The organism is Flavobacterium sp. CR10 (assembly GCF_055814415.1).
In genome coordinates, this window is the sequence record NZ_CP185985.1 from 452,330 (window position 1) to 473,945 (window position 21,616).

The 21,616-nt window shown below is 41.4% G+C and carries 12 protein-coding genes, 4 tRNA genes and 5 rRNA genes; 2 read left to right on the top strand and 19 right to left on the bottom strand.

The genetic code is table 11. From position 1 onward, the window contains the following. Positions 1-42: 42 nt before the first annotated feature. The 12 genes from ACNRYB_RS02205 to ACNRYB_RS02260 all read right to left on the bottom strand — a co-directional run bounded on the left by ACNRYB_RS02205 (position 43) and on the right by ACNRYB_RS02260 (position 14,570). A 23S ribosomal RNA gene (locus ACNRYB_RS02205) occupies positions 43-2,925 on the bottom strand. 135 nt (positions 2,926-3,060) lie between these two features. Next, positions 3,061-3,134 (bottom strand) — tRNA-Ala (locus ACNRYB_RS02210). A gap of 91 nt (positions 3,135-3,225) precedes the next feature. Then, a tRNA-Ile gene (locus ACNRYB_RS02215) sits at positions 3,226-3,299 on the bottom strand. A 129-nt stretch (positions 3,300-3,428) separates the two neighbouring features. Next, positions 3,429-4,942: ribosomal RNA gene (locus tag ACNRYB_RS02220) — 16S ribosomal RNA — on the bottom strand. Positions 4,943-6,666: 1,724 nt separating this feature from the next. Further along, a 5S ribosomal RNA gene (gene rrf, locus ACNRYB_RS02225) occupies positions 6,667-6,776 on the bottom strand. Positions 6,777-6,933: 157 nt separating this feature from the next. Next, positions 6,934-9,816, bottom strand: a 23S ribosomal RNA gene (locus ACNRYB_RS02230). Positions 9,817-9,951: 135 nt separating this feature from the next. Continuing rightward, positions 9,952-10,025, bottom strand: a tRNA-Ala gene (locus ACNRYB_RS02235). Between the two features lie 91 nt (positions 10,026-10,116). After that, positions 10,117-10,190, bottom strand: a tRNA-Ile gene (locus ACNRYB_RS02240). Positions 10,191-10,319: 129 nt separating this feature from the next. After that, a 16S ribosomal RNA gene (locus ACNRYB_RS02245) occupies positions 10,320-11,833 on the bottom strand. The 16S, 23S and 5S rRNA genes sit together here with 4 tRNA genes alongside, the layout of an rRNA operon. Before the next feature lie 359 nt (positions 11,834-12,192). After that, positions 12,193-12,333 (bottom strand): hypothetical protein, encoded by a 141-nt coding sequence (locus ACNRYB_RS02250; protein ID WP_473728910.1) that lies wholly within the window; start codon positions 12,331-12,333, stop codon positions 12,193-12,195. Between the two features lie 407 nt (positions 12,334-12,740). Then, positions 12,741-13,976: an ABC transporter permease gene (locus tag ACNRYB_RS02255; protein ID WP_473729110.1), complete on the bottom strand. Its 1,236-nt coding sequence runs from the start codon at positions 13,974-13,976 to the stop codon at positions 12,741-12,743. 99 nt (positions 13,977-14,075) lie between these two features. Then, positions 14,076-14,570 carry a YkgJ family cysteine cluster protein gene (locus tag ACNRYB_RS02260; protein ID WP_066033485.1) on the bottom strand — a complete coding sequence of 165 codons (495 nt, stop codon included), beginning with the start codon at positions 14,568-14,570 and terminating at the stop codon, positions 14,076-14,078. 72 nt (positions 14,571-14,642) lie between these two features. Between ACNRYB_RS02260 and ACNRYB_RS02265 the strand changes: the two genes are divergently transcribed. Together ACNRYB_RS02265 and ACNRYB_RS02270 are read left to right on the top strand one after the other, a co-directional pair. Further along, complete coding sequence (locus ACNRYB_RS02265) at positions 14,643-15,350, top strand: class I SAM-dependent methyltransferase (protein ID WP_129746491.1); 708 nt, start codon at positions 14,643-14,645, stop codon at positions 15,348-15,350. A 16-nt stretch (positions 15,351-15,366) separates the two neighbouring features. After that, entirely contained in the window at positions 15,367-15,912 is a 546-nt protein-coding gene (locus tag ACNRYB_RS02270; protein ID WP_129746492.1) for a YfiT family bacillithiol transferase, read from the top strand. Between the two features lie 80 nt (positions 15,913-15,992). Here ACNRYB_RS02270 and ACNRYB_RS02275 read toward each other — a convergent pair whose 3' ends face one another. From ACNRYB_RS02275 to ACNRYB_RS02305, 7 genes are all read right to left on the bottom strand, one after another. Beyond that, positions 15,993-16,625, bottom strand: coding sequence for a 7-carboxy-7-deazaguanine synthase QueE (locus tag ACNRYB_RS02275; RefSeq protein ID WP_066033483.1), 633 nt, complete (start codon positions 16,623-16,625; stop codon positions 15,993-15,995). A 103-nt stretch (positions 16,626-16,728) separates the two neighbouring features. Then, entirely contained in the window at positions 16,729-18,396 is a 1,668-nt protein-coding gene (locus ACNRYB_RS02280) for a tetratricopeptide repeat protein (RefSeq protein ID WP_129746493.1), read from the bottom strand. A gap of 16 nt (positions 18,397-18,412) precedes the next feature. Then, positions 18,413-19,336 (bottom strand): PstS family phosphate ABC transporter substrate-binding protein, encoded by a 924-nt coding sequence (locus tag ACNRYB_RS02285; RefSeq protein ID WP_129746494.1) that lies wholly within the window; start codon positions 19,334-19,336, stop codon positions 18,413-18,415. A 2-nt stretch (positions 19,337-19,338) separates the two neighbouring features. After that, on the bottom strand, positions 19,339-19,569 hold the full coding sequence (locus ACNRYB_RS02290; protein WP_111365906.1) for a hypothetical protein: 231 nt from the start codon (positions 19,567-19,569) through the stop codon (positions 19,339-19,341). Next, on the bottom strand, positions 19,569-20,369 hold the full coding sequence (locus ACNRYB_RS02295) for an energy transducer TonB (protein WP_111365904.1): 801 nt from the start codon (positions 20,367-20,369) through the stop codon (positions 19,569-19,571). The genes ACNRYB_RS02290 and ACNRYB_RS02295 overlap by 1 nt, the downstream gene beginning before the upstream one ends. A gap of 38 nt (positions 20,370-20,407) precedes the next feature. Continuing rightward, positions 20,408-20,965: an ExbD/TolR family protein gene (locus ACNRYB_RS02300; RefSeq protein ID WP_129746495.1), complete on the bottom strand. Its 558-nt coding sequence runs from the start codon at positions 20,963-20,965 to the stop codon at positions 20,408-20,410. 19 nt (positions 20,966-20,984) lie between these two features. Beyond that, positions 20,985-21,596, bottom strand: coding sequence for an ExbD/TolR family protein (locus ACNRYB_RS02305; protein ID WP_129746496.1), 612 nt, complete (start codon positions 21,594-21,596; stop codon positions 20,985-20,987). Positions 21,597-21,616 lie beyond the last annotated feature (20 nt).

The window sequence follows — 21,616 nt, forward strand, 5'->3', positions numbered from 1 at the left end:
AAGAAAGTTCCTTCCTCCCCGCAGGGCGGGGAGGAAAAGTCTGTGCATAAGCTTACGGATTATTAGTACTACTCGACTGTGACATTACTGCCTTTACATCTGTAGCCTATCAACGTGGTCATCTTCCACGATCCTTAAAAGAAATCTCATCTTGTGGTGGGTTTCGCGCTTATATGCTTTCAGCGCTTATCCCTTCCCAACGTAGCTACTCTGCGGTGCCCCTGGCGGGACAACAGATACACTAGAGGTTAGTCCAATTCGGTCCTCTCGTACTAGAATCAGATCCACTCAAATTTCTAACGCCCGCAGTAGATAGAGACCGAACTGTCTCACGACGTTCTGAACCCAGCTCGCGTGCCACTTTAATGGGCGAACAGCCCAACCCTTGGGACCTTCTCCAGCCCCAGGATGTGACGAGCCGACATCGAGGTGCCAAACCCCCCCGTCGATATGAGCTCTTGGGGGAGATCAGCCTGTTATCCCCGGCGTACCTTTTATCCTTTGAGCGATGGCCCTTCCATGCGGAACCACCGGATCACTATGCTCTACTTTCGTACCTGATCGACCTGTATGTCTCTCAGTCAAGCTCCCTTATGCCATTGCACTCTACGCACGGTTACCAAGCGTACTGAGGGAACCTTTAGAAGCCTCCGTTACTCTTTTGGAGGCGACCACCCCAGTCAAACTACCCACCAAGCACTGTCCCCCGCAACACGGGGTTAGGCCTCAGATAAACAAAGGGTTGTATTTCAACAATGACTCCACAGCGCCTGGCGACGCCACTTCACAGTCTCCAACCTATCCTACACATCATTTATCCAAGGTCAATACTAAGCTATAGTAAAGGTGCACAGGGTCTTTTCGTCCCACTGCGGGTAAACGGCATCTTCACCGTTACTACAATTTCACCGAGCTCATGGCTGAGACAGTGTCCAGATCGTTACACCATTCGTGCAGGTCGGAACTTACCCGACAAGGAATTTCGCTACCTTAGGACCGTTATAGTTACGGCCGCCGTTTACTGGGGCTTCAATTCAATGCTTCTCCGAAGATAACATCTCCTCTTAACCTTCCAGCACCGGGCAGGTGTCAGGCCCTATACTTCATCTTGCGATTTTGCAGAGCCCTGTGTTTTTGATAAACAGTCGCCTGGACCTCTTCACTGCGGCCCCGATTGCTCGGGGCGACCTTTCTCCCGAAGTTACAGGTCTATTTTGCCTAATTCCTTAGCCATGAATCTCTCGAGCACCTTAGGATTCTCTCCTCAACTACCTGTGTCGGTTTACGGTACTGGTTCTTACTGCCTGAAGTTTAGAGGTTTTTCTTGGAAGCCCTTAGGCGCACTATCTCTTTGTCCGAAGACTCCGAGTACTATCGCATTTCACCAAACTCTCCGGATTTGCCTAGAGAGCCTATAGCTAGGTGCTTTAACGAACTATTCCGTCAGTTCGCGGCGCTTTCATCACTCCGTCACCCCATCACAGCAATAAGAAGTACGGGAATATTAACCCGTTGGCCATCGACTGTCCCTTTCGGGTTCGCCTTAGGTCCAGACTAACCCACAGCTGATTAGCATAGCTGTGGAAACCTTAGTTTTTCGGTGTGCGGGTTTCTCGCCCGCATTATCGTTACTTATGCCTACATTTTCTTTTCTGACCGGTCCAGCATACCTTACGATACACCTTCAGCCCTGTCAGAATGCTCCCCTACCACTTGCACATACATGCAAATCCATAGCTTCGGTAATATGCTTATGCCCGATTATTATCCATGCTCGTCCGCTCGACTAGTGAGCTGTTACGCACTCTTTAAATGAATGGCTGCTTCCAAGCCAACATCCTAGCTGTCTGGGCAGACAAACCTCGTTCTTTCAACTTAGCATATATTTGGGGACCTTAGCTGATGGTCTGGGTTCTTTCCCTCTCGGACTTGGACCTTAGCACCCAAGCCCTCACTGCTGCAAAACATTATATAGCATTCGGAGTTTGTCAGGAATTGGTAGGCGGTGAAGCCCCCGCATCCAATCAGTAGCTCTACCTCTATATAACTATTATCAGCGCTGCACCTAAATGCATTTCGGGGAGTACGAGCTATTTCCGAGTTTGATTGGCCTTTCACCCCTACCCACAGGTCATCCGAAGACTTTTCAACGTCAACCGGTTCGGTCCTCCACTGTGTGTTACCACAGCTTCAACCTGCCCATGGGTAGATCACACGGTTTCGCGTCTAACACTACTGACTAAAGCGCCCTATTCAGACTCGCTTTCGCTGCGGATCCATGGCTTAACCACTTATCCTTGCCAGCAGCGTTAACTCGTAGGCTCATTATGCAAAAGGCACGCCGTCACCCCACGAAAGGGCTCCGACCGCTTGTAGGCGCATGGTTTCAGGATCTATTTCACTCCGTTATTCACGGTTCTTTTCACCTTTCCCTCACGGTACTGGTTCACTATCGGTCTCTCAGGAGTATTTAGCCTTAGCGGATGGTCCCGCCGAATTCAGACAGGGTTTCACGTGCCCCGCCCTACTCAGGATGCCGCTATCCATTACGCTCGTTGCCCATACGGGGCTGTCACCCTCTATGGCGCTCCTTTCCAGAAGCTTCCGGTTCCTTGCGCATGAAATGTCGCGGTCCTACAACCCCGGCAATGCCGTAACAATGCCGGTTTGGGCTAATCCGCGTTCGCTCGCCACTACTTACGGAATCACTTTTGTTTTCTTCTCCTCCGCCTACTTAGATGTTTCAGTTCAGCGGGTTTGCCCACCTATCGGTGTGCTATATCTTCAATATAGCGGGTTGCCCCATTCGGATACCTGCGGATCGATCGGTGTGTGCCCGTCCCCGCAGCTTTTCGCAGCTTATCACGTCCTTCATCGCCTCTGAGAGCCTAGGCATCCCCCATGCGCCCTTATTTTGCTTATTGCACCAATCTTGCCTGTTAGAACAAGACCGTTTTTTTTGTTTTTATCATTGCCGATAAAAACGCTTTCTACTTTCTTATTATTTTCTTATCCCAATATGTCAATGAACTTTTACCTACCGTTTTTACGGCAGCTTCGTGGAGAATAACGGAGTCGAACCGTTGACCTCCTGCGTGCAAGGCAGGCGCTCTAGCCAGCTGAGCTAATCCCCCAAATCTAATGATGAATTGTGAATTATGAATTATGAATTAAGATTCATAACGCTTCAACTCTAGAATTTCCTTCTCTTCAAGCTTTAAAAAGTAGTCCCGGGCAGACTCGAACTGCCGACCCCTACATTATCAGTGTAGTACTCTAACCAGCTGAGCTACGAGACTCTGTTTTTTTTTACTTAAAAGTTTATTTCTTTAAATTAACAGCAAGAGTAATGCAATTTCACGATCCAAAACCTAAAACAGGCATCTTATTTCCCAAGCGTGCCTTCCGGCTAACACTTTGGGCTCTAGAAAGGAGGTGTTCCAGCCGCACCTTCCGGTACGGCTACCTTGTTACGACTTAGCCCTAGTTACCAGTTTTACCCTAGGCAGCTCCTTGCGGTCACCGACTTCAGGCACCCCCAGCTTCCATGGCTTGACGGGCGGTGTGTACAAGGCCCGGGAACGTATTCACCGGATCATGGCTGATATCCGATTACTAGCGATTCCAGCTTCACGGAGTCGAGTTGCAGACTCCGATCCGAACTGTGACCGGCTTTATAGATTCGCTCCCCCTCGCGGGGTGGCTGCTCTCTGTACCGGCCATTGTAGCACGTGTGTAGCCCAAGGCGTAAGGGCCGTGATGATTTGACGTCATCCCCACCTTCCTCACAGTTTGCACTGGCAGTCTTGTTAGAGTTCCCGACACTACTCGCTGGCAACTAACAACAGGGGTTGCGCTCGTTATAGGACTTAACCTGACACCTCACGGCACGAGCTGACGACAACCATGCAGCACCTTGTAAACTGTCTTGCGAAAGATCTGTTTCCAAATCGGTCAGTCTGCATTTAAGCCTTGGTAAGGTTCCTCGCGTATCATCGAATTAAACCACATGCTCCACCGCTTGTGCGGGCCCCCGTCAATTCCTTTGAGTTTCAAACTTGCGTTCGTACTCCCCAGGTGGGATACTTATCACTTTCGCTTAGCCACTGAAGTTGCCCCCAACAGCTAGTATCCATCGTTTACGGCGTGGACTACCAGGGTATCTAATCCTGTTCGCTACCCACGCTTTCGTCCATCAGCGTCAATCCATTGGTAGCAACCTGCCTTCGCAATTGGTATTCCATGTAATCTCTAAGCATTTCACCGCTACACTACATATTCTAGTTGCTTCCCAATAATTCAAGTCCTGCAGTATCAATGGCCGTTCCACCGTTGAGCGATGGGCTTTCACCACTGACTTACAAGACCGCCTACAGACCCTTTAAACCCAATGATTCCGGATAACGCTTGGATCCTCCGTATTACCGCGGCTGCTGGCACGGAGTTAGCCGATCCTTATTCTTACGGTACCGTCAGGCTCCTACACGTAGGAGTGTTTCTTCCCGTACAAAAGCAGTTTACAATCCATAGGACCGTCATCCTGCACGCGGCATGGCTGGTTCAGGCTTGCGCCCATTGACCAATATTCCTCACTGCTGCCTCCCGTAGGAGTCTGGTCCGTGTCTCAGTACCAGTGTGGGGGATCTCCCTCTCAGGACCCCTACCCATCGTTGCCTTGGTAAGCCGTTACCTTACCAACAAGCTAATGGGACGCATGCTCATCTTCCACCGTTGTGACTTTAATAACCGAACCATGCGGTCCGGTTATGCTATGAGGTATTAATCCAAATTTCTCTGGGCTATCCCTCTGTGGAAGGCAGATTGCATACGCGTTACGCACCCGTGCGCCGGTCTCAAATTCCGAAGAACTCTACCCCTCGACTTGCATGTGTTAAGCCTGCCGCTAGCGTTCATCCTGAGCCAGGATCAAACTCTTCATCGTATATTTTAATAATGTATATGCGACGCCTTGCTATCGGTTCTTTTAAAAATCTTTCGATTCCATTACTCTTATTCTATTTTGTTTTGAAATCTCTTTCAAAACGGCTGTCAATTCAATATGTCTACGAACGTGTCTTTTTCTTTTTCCGCTTGTGTTTCAAAGCGGGTGCAAAACTAAAACTTCTTTCTGTTTCTCGCAAGAAAAACTTGAAAAATTTTTGAAGCTTTCTTATCGCCTCATCTTTTCCGTTTTTCTTCCAATCCTTCAATGAGCTTCCGTGTTTTGCGGGGTGCAAATGTAAAAAGCTTTTTCTTTTCCCGCAAGCTTTTTTCAATCTTTTTTTCGAAAATCTCTTTCCTTAAAATGTGATCAGACTGCCGGAATGTCTAAGAGCGCTTTTCGCCGTTGCGGGTGCAAAAGTAGTGCCTTTTTCCGCTTTTCCAACACTTTTCCCAGACTTTTTTCAATCTTTTTTCAGATTATTTCTTAACTGTCTGGCAACGGATGCTTTACAGACTAAAGTTTTTTTAAACGCTTGAAGGATTTTTCTGCGTTCTGCTGTCCTTTGGGCTATTTTGCCGCAAAGACGCTAAGGCGCGAAAGCCATTTTTCTGCCGTTTTTAATCTTTAGTGCCGTTTTTAGAAGACAAATAAAGCCGAAAGCTTCTTCTGGAAACCGGTGCCATAGCCCCGATAGAAGCGGAAATCCTTTTGCTTTTTTCTTTAAAACACAAACAGATCTGAACATCTTTCTATCCAAAATTTAAAATAACATTCATCAATAAAGAAATTGCTACTCGTTTTTGCATTTTTTTACAAAACCAAAACATGACAGTTATCCAATATCTAGAAACATCTTCACAGAAAAAAAGACCAGTTTTATCAATTCATAATTAACCTCAAAAGTAAAGATAAACAATGCAGAAAAATATTTGTCAAAAATTAATTGCAAAATTATTTTAGACACCTTCATACCTAATCAGACTATACCATATTTTTTTGAGAAAAGCATTATCCAGGCTTACGGAAATACAAGCATCAAAAAAGAACACTCCCTCCATTCAGAAGAATCCCGCATAAATAAAACATTATTAACCAAAAGAAATTTAATTCAAAAGAGTATAAATAAAATTCAAAAAAAATTACCATACACATTGTCTTCAAAAACAACAAGCAGTAAATATTTAAGCACACTAATAGAGAGCTTCCTTCGAGTCAGACTGCCCGCTAAATCTTTTACAAAAAAAGCTTTAGAAGTGCAACATTTAGCAAAATGATACGTCTTATATCCCTAACGCGATCCTGTATAAAGAAGAGTTTATTTTTCAAAAGAAATTCTAATTCTAAAACTTAGGGACAAAATTCCAAACTCAAAGAATTAAAAATTCTCAGCTTCAATTACACCTCAATAAACTTTGCAAACTTTACCACTTTGCAAGGACTACAAAATAAAACTCATTGCACTCTTTTCAGCTAAATCCTAATGTGGATCTCCATACAGCTTTACATACTTCATAACTCTCAAGAAGAATCATCGACTAAGTTCTCTGCGGTTAAATTTTCAAAGCAAACCTGCCAGAAAGCAGAAAATCCTGCCCGACAAATCGAGAAGGACTTAAAAGAAAGGCGACGGCCCCATAGTTGCCGTGTCTCCCACACGGCTTCAATATTATTTTCCAAAAACAAAAAAATCCCCATCAGATTAATGATGAGGATTCTTAAAAGAAAGGCGACGACATACTCTCCCACATGACTGCAGTACCATCTGCGCAGGCGGGCTTAACTTCTCTGTTCGGGATGGGAAGAGGTGAGCCCCGCCGCAATAACCACCTTAAGGCTATTCGCTGCAAGCAGCTTCCGACTGTTATTTATCAATTGTGAATTGTTAATGATCAATCAGACAATATTTTAACATACTGGGATAAAGAAACAAATAAGCTTTTCTAGTTAAGAAAGTTCCTTCCTCCCCGCAGGGCGGGGAGGAAAAGTCTGTGCATAAGCTTACGGATTATTAGTACTACTCGACTGTGACATTACTGCCTTTACATCTGTAGCCTATCAACGTGGTCATCTTCCACGATCCTTAAAAGAAATCTCATCTTGTGGTGGGTTTCGCGCTTATATGCTTTCAGCGCTTATCCCTTCCCAACGTAGCTACTCTGCGGTGCCCCTGGCGGGACAACAGATACACTAGAGGTTAGTCCAATTCGGTCCTCTCGTACTAGAATCAGATCCACTCAAATTTCTAACGCCCGCAGTAGATAGAGACCGAACTGTCTCACGACGTTCTGAACCCAGCTCGCGTGCCACTTTAATGGGCGAACAGCCCAACCCTTGGGACCTTCTCCAGCCCCAGGATGTGACGAGCCGACATCGAGGTGCCAAACCCCCCCGTCGATATGAGCTCTTGGGGGAGATCAGCCTGTTATCCCCGGCGTACCTTTTATCCTTTGAGCGATGGCCCTTCCATGCGGAACCACCGGATCACTATGCTCTACTTTCGTACCTGATCGACCTGTATGTCTCTCAGTCAAGCTCCCTTATGCCATTGCACTCTACGCACGGTTACCAAGCGTACTGAGGGAACCTTTAGAAGCCTCCGTTACTCTTTTGGAGGCGACCACCCCAGTCAAACTACCCACCAAGCACTGTCCCCCGCAACACGGGGTTAGGCCTCAGATAAACAAAGGGTTGTATTTCAACAATGACTCCACAGCGCCTGGCGACGCCACTTCACAGTCTCCAACCTATCCTACACATCATTTATCCAAGGTCAATACTAAGCTATAGTAAAGGTGCACAGGGTCTTTTCGTCCCACTGCGGGTAAACGGCATCTTCACCGTTACTACAATTTCACCGAGCTCATGGCTGAGACAGTGTCCAGATCGTTACACCATTCGTGCAGGTCGGAACTTACCCGACAAGGAATTTCGCTACCTTAGGACCGTTATAGTTACGGCCGCCGTTTACTGGGGCTTCAATTCAATGCTTCTCCGAAGATAACATCTCCTCTTAACCTTCCAGCACCGGGCAGGTGTCAGGCCCTATACTTCATCTTGCGATTTTGCAGAGCCCTGTGTTTTTGATAAACAGTCGCCTGGACCTCTTCACTGCGGCCCCGATTGCTCGGGGCGACCTTTCTCCCGAAGTTACAGGTCTATTTTGCCTAATTCCTTAGCCATGAATCTCTCGAGCACCTTAGGATTCTCTCCTCAACTACCTGTGTCGGTTTACGGTACTGGTTCTTACTGCCTGAAGTTTAGAGGTTTTTCTTGGAAGCCCTTAGGCGCACTATCTCTTTGTCCGAAGACTCCGAGTACTATCGCATTTCACCAAACTCTCCGGATTTGCCTAGAGAGCCTATAGCTAGGTGCTTTAACGAACTATTCCGTCAGTTCGCGGCGCTTTCATCACTCCGTCACCCCATCACAGCAATAAGAAGTACGGGAATATTAACCCGTTGGCCATCGACTGTCCCTTTCGGGTTCGCCTTAGGTCCAGACTAACCCACAGCTGATTAGCATAGCTGTGGAAACCTTAGTTTTTCGGTGTGCGGGTTTCTCGCCCGCATTATCGTTACTTATGCCTACATTTTCTTTTCTGACCGGTCCAGCATACCTTACGATACACCTTCAGCCCTGTCAGAATGCTCCCCTACCACTTGCACATACATGCAAATCCATAGCTTCGGTAATATGCTTATGCCCGATTATTATCCATGCTCGTCCGCTCGACTAGTGAGCTGTTACGCACTCTTTAAATGAATGGCTGCTTCCAAGCCAACATCCTAGCTGTCTGGGCAGACAAACCTCGTTCTTTCAACTTAGCATATATTTGGGGACCTTAGCTGATGGTCTGGGTTCTTTCCCTCTCGGACTTGGACCTTAGCACCCAAGCCCTCACTGCTGCAAAACATTATATAGCATTCGGAGTTTGTCAGGAATTGGTAGGCGGTGAAGCCCCCGCATCCAATCAGTAGCTCTACCTCTATATAACTATTATCAGCGCTGCACCTAAATGCATTTCGGGGAGTACGAGCTATTTCCGAGTTTGATTGGCCTTTCACCCCTACCCACAGGTCATCCGAAGACTTTTCAACGTCAACCGGTTCGGTCCTCCACTGTGTGTTACCACAGCTTCAACCTGCCCATGGGTAGATCACACGGTTTCGCGTCTAACACTACTGACTAAAGCGCCCTATTCAGACTCGCTTTCGCTGCGGATCCATGGCTTAACCACTTATCCTTGCCAGCAGCGTTAACTCGTAGGCTCATTATGCAAAAGGCACGCCGTCACCCCACGAAAGGGCTCCGACCGCTTGTAGGCGCATGGTTTCAGGATCTATTTCACTCCGTTATTCACGGTTCTTTTCACCTTTCCCTCACGGTACTGGTTCACTATCGGTCTCTCAGGAGTATTTAGCCTTAGCGGATGGTCCCGCCGAATTCAGACAGGGTTTCACGTGCCCCGCCCTACTCAGGATGCCGCTATCCATTACGCTCGTTGCCCATACGGGGCTGTCACCCTCTATGGCGCTCCTTTCCAGAAGCTTCCGGTTCCTTGCGCATGAAATGTCGCGGTCCTACAACCCCGGCAATGCCGTAACAATGCCGGTTTGGGCTAATCCGCGTTCGCTCGCCACTACTTACGGAATCACTTTTGTTTTCTTCTCCTCCGCCTACTTAGATGTTTCAGTTCAGCGGGTTTGCCCACCTATCGGTGTGCTATATCTTCAATATAGCGGGTTGCCCCATTCGGATACCTGCGGATCGATCGGTGTGTGCCCGTCCCCGCAGCTTTTCGCAGCTTATCACGTCCTTCATCGCCTCTGAGAGCCTAGGCATCCCCCATGCGCCCTTATTTTGCTTATTGCACCAATCTTGCCTGTTAGAACAAGACCGTTTTTTTTGTTTTTATCATTGCCGATAAAAACGCTTTCTACTTTCTTATTATTTTCTTATCCCAATATGTCAATGAACTTTTACCTACCGTTTTTACGGCAGCTTCGTGGAGAATAACGGAGTCGAACCGTTGACCTCCTGCGTGCAAGGCAGGCGCTCTAGCCAGCTGAGCTAATCCCCCAAATCTAATGATGAATTGTGAATTATGAATTATGAATTAAGATTCATAACGCTTCAACTCTAGAATTTCCTTCTCTTCAAGCTTTAAAAAGTAGTCCCGGGCAGACTCGAACTGCCGACCCCTACATTATCAGTGTAGTACTCTAACCAGCTGAGCTACGAGACTCTGTTTTTTTTTACTTAAAAGTTTATTTCTTTAAATTAACAGCAAGAGTAATGCAATTTCACGATCCAAAACCTAAAACAGGCATCTTATTTCCCAAGCGTGCCTTCCGGCTAACACTTTGGGCTCTAGAAAGGAGGTGTTCCAGCCGCACCTTCCGGTACGGCTACCTTGTTACGACTTAGCCCTAGTTACCAGTTTTACCCTAGGCAGCTCCTTGCGGTCACCGACTTCAGGCACCCCCAGCTTCCATGGCTTGACGGGCGGTGTGTACAAGGCCCGGGAACGTATTCACCGGATCATGGCTGATATCCGATTACTAGCGATTCCAGCTTCACGGAGTCGAGTTGCAGACTCCGATCCGAACTGTGACCGGCTTTATAGATTCGCTCCCCCTCGCGGGGTGGCTGCTCTCTGTACCGGCCATTGTAGCACGTGTGTAGCCCAAGGCGTAAGGGCCGTGATGATTTGACGTCATCCCCACCTTCCTCACAGTTTGCACTGGCAGTCTTGTTAGAGTTCCCGACACTACTCGCTGGCAACTAACAACAGGGGTTGCGCTCGTTATAGGACTTAACCTGACACCTCACGGCACGAGCTGACGACAACCATGCAGCACCTTGTAAACTGTCTTGCGAAAGATCTGTTTCCAAATCGGTCAGTCTGCATTTAAGCCTTGGTAAGGTTCCTCGCGTATCATCGAATTAAACCACATGCTCCACCGCTTGTGCGGGCCCCCGTCAATTCCTTTGAGTTTCAAACTTGCGTTCGTACTCCCCAGGTGGGATACTTATCACTTTCGCTTAGCCACTGAAGTTGCCCCCAACAGCTAGTATCCATCGTTTACGGCGTGGACTACCAGGGTATCTAATCCTGTTCGCTACCCACGCTTTCGTCCATCAGCGTCAATCCATTGGTAGCAACCTGCCTTCGCAATTGGTATTCCATGTAATCTCTAAGCATTTCACCGCTACACTACATATTCTAGTTGCTTCCCAATAATTCAAGTCCTGCAGTATCAATGGCCGTTCCACCGTTGAGCGATGGGCTTTCACCACTGACTTACAAGACCGCCTACAGACCCTTTAAACCCAATGATTCCGGATAACGCTTGGATCCTCCGTATTACCGCGGCTGCTGGCACGGAGTTAGCCGATCCTTATTCTTACGGTACCGTCAGGCTCCTACACGTAGGAGTGTTTCTTCCCGTACAAAAGCAGTTTACAATCCATAGGACCGTCATCCTGCACGCGGCATGGCTGGTTCAGGCTTGCGCCCATTGACCAATATTCCTCACTGCTGCCTCCCGTAGGAGTCTGGTCCGTGTCTCAGTACCAGTGTGGGGGATCTCCCTCTCAGGACCCCTACCCATCGTTGCCTTGGTAAGCCGTTACCTTACCAACAAGCTAATGGGACGCATGCTCATCTTCCACCGTTGTGACTTTAATAACCGAACCATGCGGTCCGGTTATGCTATGAGGTATTAATCCAAATTTCTCTGGGCTATCCCTCTGTGGAAGGCAGATTGCATACGCGTTACGCACCCGTGCGCCGGTCTCAAATTCCGAAGAACTCTACCCCTCGACTTGCATGTGTTAAGCCTGCCGCTAGCGTTCATCCTGAGCCAGGATCAAACTCTTCATCGTATATTTTAATAATGTATATGCGACGCCTTGCTATCGGTTCTTTTAAAAATCTTTCGATTCCATTACTCTTATTCTATTTTGTTTTGAAATCTCTTTCAAAACGGCTGTCAATTCAATATGTCTACGAACGTGTCTTTTTCTTTTTCCGCTTGTGTTTCAAAGCGGGTGCAAAACTAAAACTTCTTTCTGTTTCTCGCAAGAAAAACTTGAAAAATTTTTGAAGCTTTCTTATCGCCTCATCTTTTCCGTTTTTCTTCCAATCCTTCAATGAGCTTCCGTGTTTTGCGGGGTGCAAATGTAAAAAGCTTTTTCTTTTCCCGCAAGCTTTTTTCAATCTTTTTTTTCGAAAATCTCTTTCCTTAAAATGTGATCAGGCTGCCGGAATGTCTAAGAGCGCTTTTCGCCGTTGCGGGTGCAAAAGTAGTGCCTTTTTCCGCTTTTCCAAGCTTTTTTAAAGAGTTTTTTTTAAGTTTTTCTGCCTTTTCCCCTAACCTTCTCATAACGCGGAGTTTACATTTTGGATATTTTTCACAGAACGTAAGGCTTTTCTTCGTATGTCTGGTATTTTCTTATTTTGCCATACTTTCCGACATCAGTTTTTATCGGATTTTCAGCATTTGGCGCCTTTTTCAAAAGTTTTTTCATGCTTACGAAATCTTCCATTTCCCGAATTGCCTCTCCTGAAACCGCTTTCTTAGCCCCGATAGGAGCGGAAATCCTTTTGGGGCCGGGGTTCGGCCCCAAAAGATTGAAGCGCATAGCGGGATTAAGCTCCCAATAAAACAGATTCCAAATCTAAAAACGCCTTCCACTACGCTCAGACTGACAAAACATACTTATATTATATGTTCCAAAAAAAAAATCCGACAGGTAAACCTGTCGGATCGCACATGCTTAACTTTATTATCTAATCGAAGCGAATGGCTTTTACTGGAGATATTTTCGTTATTACATATGAAGGAATTAACAATACCAAGAAACAAACACTAATAGTAAGCAAGTTTAACAAAAGTATATATACCCAGTTTAGATAAACTGGCGCTTGATTAACATAATAATTTTCAGGATTAAGCTGAATTACTCCAAATTGCTGTTGGATTAAAAGAATTGAAATACCTATTAGATTTCCCCAGAACAATCCGCGCAGAATCAAGTAAAAGGCGTTATACAAAAATATTTTACGGACTGACCAGTTATTTGCCCCCATCGATTTTAGAATACCAATCATTTGTGTTCTTTCTAAAATAAGAACCAAAAGCGCCACTACCATATTAATTGTCGCAACCAAAATCATAACTCCTAAAATGATTACGATATTAAAATCAAACAGCTGAAGCCAATCGAAAATATAACTGTATTTTTCCACAATGGTTTTTGTGTCTAAATTAGACGAAGTTGCCTCGTAAACTTTATTTCCCGTTGCTTTTATTTCATTAAAATCTTTGACAAAAATCTCAAATGCCCCAATTTGATCTTCATTCCATTTATTGATTCTCTGAATATGTCGAATGTCACCAATTATATAAGTAGCATCAAAATCTTGGAAACCTGAATTAAATATAGCTGCAATTTTAAATCGGCGACTATTTGGCAGTTTGCCTTGTTCTTCTTTTATAAAAAAGGTATTGAACTCGTCTCCTATTTTCAAATTTAAGCGATCTGCCAGAAATCTTGAGACAATAACATCTTCATTCAATGCTTTAGTAAAATCTGGCAATTTACCTTCTACAATATATTCTTTTATATTGTTCCAATCGTAATCTGCTCCAACTCCTTTGAAAATGATTCCTTCGAATGCATTTTCTGTTCTAATAATTCCTGCTTTACTTGCGACTGCCTGGATATGGCTTACTTCTGGAACTGATTTAAAATTGGGATAGAAATCTTGTTTCTTCGAAATTGGTACTGTTGTAACTTCTGAGTTATTATTATCATAATTAGAAATTATAATCTGACCATTGAATGCCGAAACTTTGTCACGAATCTTTTTCTGTAAACCTATTCCTGTCGCCACGGAGACTATCATCATAATAATTCCAATTGCAATTGCAGAAATAGCAATTTTTATGATAGGCGCCGAAATACTGCTTTTATAATCTTTTGCAGTGATAAGTCTTTTGGCTATAAAATATTCTAAATTCAAATTATCAGTTTTCTTTGGGTTGTTTAATCATTCCTTTCTCAAAAGTACATCTTAAAAAGGAAAATTGAGATGTTCTTGCAAACAATTGCCTGTTTTGATTTATAAAGGCAATTTCTTTTTCATTTCTTCTACTATATTATATGCCGCTGGACAAATTTCGACGTTTTTCAAAGTTAAGTTTGAAATCTGATAAAATTTGTTTCGATCTGTGTGTGGAAATTCTCGGCAGGCTTTTGGACGAACATCATAAATCATGCAATAGTTTTCATTATCCAAAAAAGTACAGGGAACACTTTTCAAAACATAATCTTTGTCTTCATCAATTCGCAAATATTGATCAATAAATTGCTGTGGCTTTTGTCTAAAATGTTTTGAAATCCTCTCGATATCTGCCAAAGTAAATAATGGCCCCGTTGTTTTACAGCAGTTAGCACATTTTAAGCAATCCGTTTTCTTAAATTCAGCATCGTGCAAATCCTGCATAATGTAATCTAAATTTTTTGGCGGTTTCTTTTTAAGCTTATCGAAATACTTTTTATTCTCGTTATGCTTATCTTTGGCTAACTTACTTAAGTTATTTAAAATCTGTTTCAAGTTTAATATTTAAAGTTGATTTGCAAAATTAAACAACTTTGAACTTGAAACCTTAAACTTTGAACTAAAACAATGAAAGATCTTTTTGGGAAAGCAATATTTGATTTTTACACCAAAAACTCGCCTGAAGATATTATCACCGAAACTTCGATTTCTGAAGAAGACGAAATGAGTGTTGAATATCTTTTCCGCACTTATAATGAAATGCCTAAAATTGAGCAAAAGGCTTTGCAATTAGCTAAAGGAAAAATATTAGATGTAGGATGTGGCGCGGGAAGTCACGCTTTATCATTGCAAAATGAACGCAGTCTAGATGTAACCGCCATCGATATTTCAGAAAAAGCAGTTGAAACCTGCCGTCTTAGAGGAATAAAAAATGCTAAAGTTGAAAATATTTTAGATTTTGAAGGAGAAAAATTTGACACAATTTTACTTCTAATGAACGGAACAGGGATTTTTGGCCAGCTAAAAAACTGCAACAAATATTTATCTAAATTAAAATCCCTTTTAAATCCTGGTGGACAAATTTTAATTGACAGTTCTGACATCATTTATATGTTTGATGAAGATGAAGACGGCGGAAAATGGATTCCGTCTGATAATGATTATTACGGTGAGCTTGTTTTTAACATTAGCTATAAAGGACAAAAAGAAGAACCTTTTGACTGGTTGTATTTGGATTATAATACGCTTCAAAATGCGGCAATTGCCAACGGTCTTAACTGCGAGCTTATTCTCGAAGGAGAACATTACGATTACTTAGCTAAACTTTCCATTTAAAATAAACCATAAAACCATGAATGAACTAGATTTAGACAAATTAAAATATCCTATTGGGAAATTTACAGCGCCAGAACAATATTCTACAGAATATCTTTCTGAAAAAATCAAAGAAATTGAAACTCTCCCTGAAAAACTAGCAAAAGAAACGATTCATTTAACCGACGAACAACTGGATACTCCTTATAGACCTGGCGGATGGACAGTAAGACAAGTTATTCATCATTGTGCCGAAAGCCATATGAATTGCTATGTTCGCCTAAAATGGGCTTTAACAGAAAACAATCCTGTAATTAAGCCTTATGACGAAGTGCTTTGGTCTGAATTAAGCGACAATCTGACAATGCCAATCCAACCAACTCTAGATCTATTAAAAGGACTTCATTTCAGATTAGGCTATATCATGCGAAGTTTATCAACATCTGATTTAGAAAAAACCTTTGTACATCCTGCTGATAATTCAGAAATCAAACTTAAAAGAATGATCGGAATGTATGCTTGGCACGGAAACCATCATTTGGCGCACATTACCACTTTGAAAAAATATAAAAATTGGAAATAATAAAATCTGTTTATTTTTTACACAGTTTGTATACTTCCATAAAACAAAAAAATCTCTTCACATGAAGAGATTTTTTTGTTTTATGGAATATTAAGATATTTATGCGTTTGCAACGAAACTCTCCATTTTGGATTATTCATAACATAATCAACAATAAGCGGAGTCATCTCTTCCTTTTTACTCCATTCTGGCTGAAGGAATAAAATTGCATTATCGTTTACTAATTCTGCTTGTTCTTCAGCAAAAATAAAATCGTGTTTATTGTAAATAATCACCTTTAACTCGTGAGCATTATCATACACTGTTTGCGTTGGAAGCTTATTTTTTTTTGGTGAAAGACAAATCCAGTCCCAAGTTCCGGATAACGGAAAAGCGCCGGAAGTTTCAATATGCACTTTTAAATTTTTCTCTTTTAAACGTTCTGTCAAAAGCGTCATATCCCAAGACAAAGGTTCTCCGCCAGTTACAACAACTGTATCAGCGTATTTTGCAGCATTTTCAACAATTAAATCTACTTTCGTTGGAGGATGAATCTCGGCATTCCAGCTTTCTTTCACATCGCACCAATGACATCCCACATCACATCCACCAATTCTAATAAAGTAAGCCGCTCTTCCTGTATGTGAACCCTCTCCTTGAATGGTATAAAATTCTTCCATCAAAGGAAGCATAGCTCCTTTATTTACTTCTAATTGTATTTCTTTTGGTAACATTATACTATTTTAAGAGTGCAAAGATAGTCAATAATATACGGAACAAAAAACCGATAGTTTTTTGAACTATCGGTTTCTTTTTATTCTCTTTAAAATCTTCTAATTATTTTAAAGCTTTTATAGATTGTGTAGCATAAGAATTTGCAGGATCTAAAACCAAAGTTTTATTGAAATATTCAATAGCTTTAGCTTTATCTGTATTAGCATAAGCTGCACCAATGCCGTTGTAAGCTTCAATAAATTTCTTAGTTACAGCTGGCTTAGCCACTTCTTCTGCACCTTTAGCTGAAATTTTAGTAACATACTCTTCGTAGTTTTTAATGATCAAATCATCTTTGTCCAATAAAGAGTTGATTCTAGCTTTATATAAATATGCTTCATCATAGCTAGGAGCTGTAGTTAAAATTTTATCAAAAACTGCATCTGCTTTTCCTAAAGCAACAGCATCACGGCTTTCTTTTGGTTTACTAGCATTACCATAGTATAAAGAAATTCCATAATAAACACTGTCATCTAAGTAATTTTTAGACTCAGGGTTGTTTGCTCCAAGTTCAAAAATAGAAGCAGCTTGCGCATATTGCTTTTTACCGAATAATTCTTTTCCAAAATCTGCGAATTCTTCAACTACTAGAGGCTCTAATTCAATCGCTTTTTTGATATCTGCCAAACCAGAGTCAAAAGCCGCTTGATTTACCGTACCATCAGCTCCAGTTCCCTTTTTAATTTTAGCTAAACCTAAGTAATAATAATCTCTTCCGATAACTTTGTTTCCTGGAGCTTTAATAAAATCTTCAATAGATTTAATAGCCACATCAACGTTTCCGTTTTCGTAAGCGGCATATCCTAAATATCTGTAGATTCTTGGATTTACTTTATCTTGTGCAATCATTTTGTTTGCAACAGTTTCTAACTGCTTGTAATCTTTTACCAAGATCAAGAAATCTGCGTGACGCATTTTAGAATCTAGAGAGTAATCTGTTAAACTTAAGTACTTCTCATAATTTGTAATTGCATTTTGCAAGTTAACTTTAGCAGTAGAAGGCTTGTTTCTTGCCCATTTGTAATATGTTTCAGCAAGCTCTCTGTAAACTGGCCCGTAGTTAGCATCTAATGCGATAACTTCATTGAATGACTTAATTGCTTCGTCATAAGATTTAGCCCCTTTTAATAAAACTCCTAATTGCATTTTCGCTCTCAACAAAGTATTGTCAGCAGTAAAAGCATCACGGTAAGCTTTATAAGCATCATTTTGGTTGTTTGCTCCGTAGTAAGCATCACCAATTGCTAATAATGCTTGTGCATTTTGAGGATCAACTAATAAAGCTCTTTTTAAAACTTCAGTAGCATTTTTATAATCTGGATTTTCAGAATTCATGTAAGCTCTAGCGATATAAATAAATTCATTTACATCTTTTTTCTTCATGTCTTTAGTTGCTAAAGCAAAATTAGCTTGAGCGGCTGCACTATTCTTAGCATCAAGATCTAATTGTCCTAATCCAATATAGTTTAAGTTTTTCTTATCTGAAGCCTGTAATCCATTATTGTAATAGATTTTTGCAGAATCGACAACAGATTGGTTTAAATAAACATTTCCTAAAACAAAATTTGCTTCCCCATCTGAAGGTTTACTCTTGATGATTGATTTAAGGATTGTTTTTGCTTTATCAAATTGCTCAGCATCAATTGCCTTCTTTGCTTGGTTGATATCTTGCGCTTTTGCCGCGGTAGCCGAAGCAACTAATGCAAGACTAAAAATTTTAAATTTATTCATCTTTATTGTAATTAATTTATTCTTTATCTTTTATAATTTCACTTCTAATCTTTAGTTTTCGTCCTGGAGTTTTATATGGCAACAATCCTGATTTTAAGACTATGCGCTGTCCAATATCTCCAGCTATGAATGAAGCAAACCCCATTCCAAGTCCCGAATAACCTTGACAATTGATAATAAACAAATCACGTGCCAAAGGATATTTTCCAATTTCTAAGTCATTTTGAGTAGGACTGTAATATTCATTACTATTTAAGCCTTTAACATAAAGGACATTAATCTTATTAATAGTTTCAGTCATATCAGGTGTTGGCTGATAAAACCAATTTACACCAATAACACCAATCATTCCATCGTTTTCTGAAACAAATTTGATTACTTCATTATTTGTTTTAAATGAGAAAACTCCTGTTTTAGGTATTTCATTCACCTTCGCTAATTCCTTCATGTAACGAACAGTGCTTGAATTAGGATTATCGAAAACTAGGCCTTTAATTTTACCATCTGTTTTACCTTGCATGAAATCAATCACACTTTTCAACGCGATTAATGTATCATTATTGCTTTTGCTCGAAATAAAGGCAATAGCGTCATGAGCAAAAGGAGTTACCCTTGGCTTAATCTTGCTTTTGTCAAAACGAGCTACTTCTTCTGCAGTAAGATCCCGAGTCGTAATTGCAACTTTAGCTTTTTGATTTAATAAATCATTAATTACTTCAGCTTCCGATTTTGGCTTAACCGTAATTTTTGCATTATAGTAAGTACCTTCAAAAACAGCAACCTGATCGTCTACAATTTGCTTAACTGTTTCGTCAACCGCAATATCAAGTGATCCTTTCAAAATGGTCTCTTTTTCAGTTTCACTTTTGCTTTTTTGGTTGCACATGGCAAACAAAAAGACAAAAACAACCAAACCCAAAGCCTTACTATATTTCAACATAATTATTCTTCTTTTGAATTAATTAATCTTAAAAATCTTATTCCCGAATACACAATTAGCAATCCACCAAAGGCATATCTGTATTTCCATTCCATGTTTAGCGGAAGTTTTTCCCAAAACATAATCATTAAACCGAGCACAAGATAAATTAAAAAAAACAGTATTCCTAAAACAAGAAGAAATCGCTCTTTGAGCGATTTCTTCTGAATATTATTAAGCATATCTTTTAACATTATTCTGCAGATTGAATAGTAATAGGAAGAGAGTATAATACCCTAACTTTTTTACCATTTTGCTCGCCGGGAGTCCATTTTGGACATTTTTTAAGAACACGAATTGCTTCTGCTCCTGTACCATAACCGATATCTCTTAAAACTTTAATATCTGTTAATGACCCGTCTTTTTCAACTACAAACGTAACGTAAACTTTACCTTTTAAACCTTCTTCTTCTGGAGTTTTATAGTTGTTTCCTACGAATTTGTAGAATTTATCTATACCTCCTGGGAAATCTGGTTTTACTTCGATACCAGCTGTGTTATATACAGTGTTATCTTCTTGTACCACCTCTGCTACTGGTCCTTTTCCAACTGGCTCATCAACAGTTAAAACTGCATCTGGATCTCCTTTGATAGTCTCAGCACCAACTTTTTTGTCTTTTAAATCAACAATTTTTGGTGGGTCTTCAGTTACTTCTTCCGCTTTTGCAACCACAGGTTTAACGAATTTAACCTGATCCACTTTTGGTGGTGGTGGCGGTGGCGGTGGCATATTAGGCTTAACTTCCTCTTTTTTAGGAGGTAATTTTACCGCGGCCATCTTAACCTCTTTAACCTCTTCTTCTTCTGTAGAGTCTGGCAACAAACTCGCAATAAGAGGAGCAGCAACAGCAGCACTAAAGATAAGAGAACCAATAACAAGTGCTTTCACAGTTGTTTTTCCGTTTGATTTTCTCAGCTCGTATGCTCCATATATCTTATTACGTCCTTCGAATACGATATCAAGCCACTGATTTTTTATAATATCTAATTTCATACTTCTTGATTTTTAAGTCGATAAAACTAAGATCGCTCTTATTTTTTATCTATCACTTTTGCTTCTTCTGGTGTAAACTCAGGAACAATCGCATACGTATCAACTCCAGTGATAGCCATTTCGTCCAAGATATCAACCAAATTACGATAATTTGATTTTTTAGTTGGTTTAATGATCACAATGATTCCGTTTTTAGGTTTCCCTAAAGCTGCAGAATAAGCCAAAACATTTTTCTTTTGTTTTAGTAATTCTCTACGAATACCATCTTTACCATATGCAATGTCTTTTGGTCCCACTTTTGGTGTTGCCAATAACCCCATATAGTAAACCATTTTATTATCGCCACCTAACATTACTGTCATAGTACGATTCTCGTCTACCTTAGTATCCTTAGCATCTTTTTCGTTATCATCTTTATTAGGCAATGATAAATCCATCGATTGAGGTTTTGACAACGAAGTAGTTAACATAAAGAATGTAATCAATAAGAATGCCAAATCCACCATCGCTGTTAAATCGACTTTCGAATTCTGCTTTTTACTTCTTACTTTACCACCTTTACCACCACCGCCGTCGCCGGTATTTAATTCAGCCATCTTAGTGTATATTTTTTAATTAAAAGTCTCTTCCTCTTTTACCTGTAACTAAGTTAAAGGAATTGATTTTCTGATCTTGCAAAATATCCATAATCTTTTTGATTTTTGGATATTCTTCTTTAGCATCTCCTTTAATCGCAATCTGCAATTCTTTGTCATCTAAATCAATTGTAGCTCTTCTAGAAATTAGAAGCCATTCTTTTAATTGATTATCTAATGAATCCAAAGGAATTCCAGGTTGGTTTGCTTTGGTTCTTTCCGCCGCTTTCATACCAATGATTTGCTTTAAACCTGTAATTGGCACACCAAAATCATCCATAAGAGCAAATTTGGTTTTATCTTCTTCTGAAAATTCAATACCATATTTTGCACCCATACCCTCAAGAGTTCTTTTACGAACTTCTCTTCCTTTGATGTCAAAAAATACTTTCCCTTTTCCTACTGTAATAATAGCCAAATCAGTATCTGGCAGTTTACTTATCGCAACAGAAGCAGGCATATCTACAGGTAATGCCTCAGGCACCTTAGCAGTAGCGGTTAAGATAAAGAACGTAAGCAAAAGGAACGCTACGTCACACATCGCAGTCATATCTGTCGATGTAGACTTCTTTTTCATTTTAATTTTAGCCATTATCTTTTATTTTATTTTTT

What these genes read in the sequence shown, in the direction of transcription:
- ACNRYB_RS02290 (WP_111365906.1), bottom strand. Translation starts at nt 19,569, where the DNA reads ATGTTAAAAGATATGCTTAATAATATTCAGAAGAAATCGCTCAAAGAG.
- ACNRYB_RS02275 (WP_066033483.1), bottom strand. Translation starts at nt 16,625, where the DNA reads ATGTTACCAAAAGAAATACAATTAGAAGTAAATAAAGGAGCTATGCTT.
- ACNRYB_RS02300 (WP_129746495.1), bottom strand. Translation starts at nt 20,965, where the DNA reads ATGGCTGAATTAAATACCGGCGACGGCGGTGGTGGTAAAGGTGGTAAA.
- ACNRYB_RS02265 (WP_129746491.1), top strand. Translation starts at nt 14,643, where the DNA reads ATGAAAGATCTTTTTGGGAAAGCAATATTTGATTTTTACACCAAAAAC.
- ACNRYB_RS02285 (WP_129746494.1), bottom strand. Translation starts at nt 19,336, where the DNA reads ATGTTGAAATATAGTAAGGCTTTGGGTTTGGTTGTTTTTGTCTTTTTG.
- ACNRYB_RS02305 (WP_129746496.1), bottom strand. Translation starts at nt 21,596, where the DNA reads ATGGCTAAAATTAAAATGAAAAAGAAGTCTACATCGACAGATATGACT.
- ACNRYB_RS02280 (WP_129746493.1), bottom strand. Translation starts at nt 18,396, where the DNA reads ATGAATAAATTTAAAATTTTTAGTCTTGCATTAGTTGCTTCGGCTACC.
- ACNRYB_RS02250 (WP_473728910.1), bottom strand. Translation starts at nt 12,333, where the DNA reads ATGAGAAGGTTAGGGGAAAAGGCAGAAAAACTTAAAAAAAACTCTTTA.
- ACNRYB_RS02295 (WP_111365904.1), bottom strand. Translation starts at nt 20,369, where the DNA reads ATGAAATTAGATATTATAAAAAATCAGTGGCTTGATATCGTATTCGAA.
- ACNRYB_RS02270 (WP_129746492.1), top strand. Translation starts at nt 15,367, where the DNA reads ATGAATGAACTAGATTTAGACAAATTAAAATATCCTATTGGGAAATTT.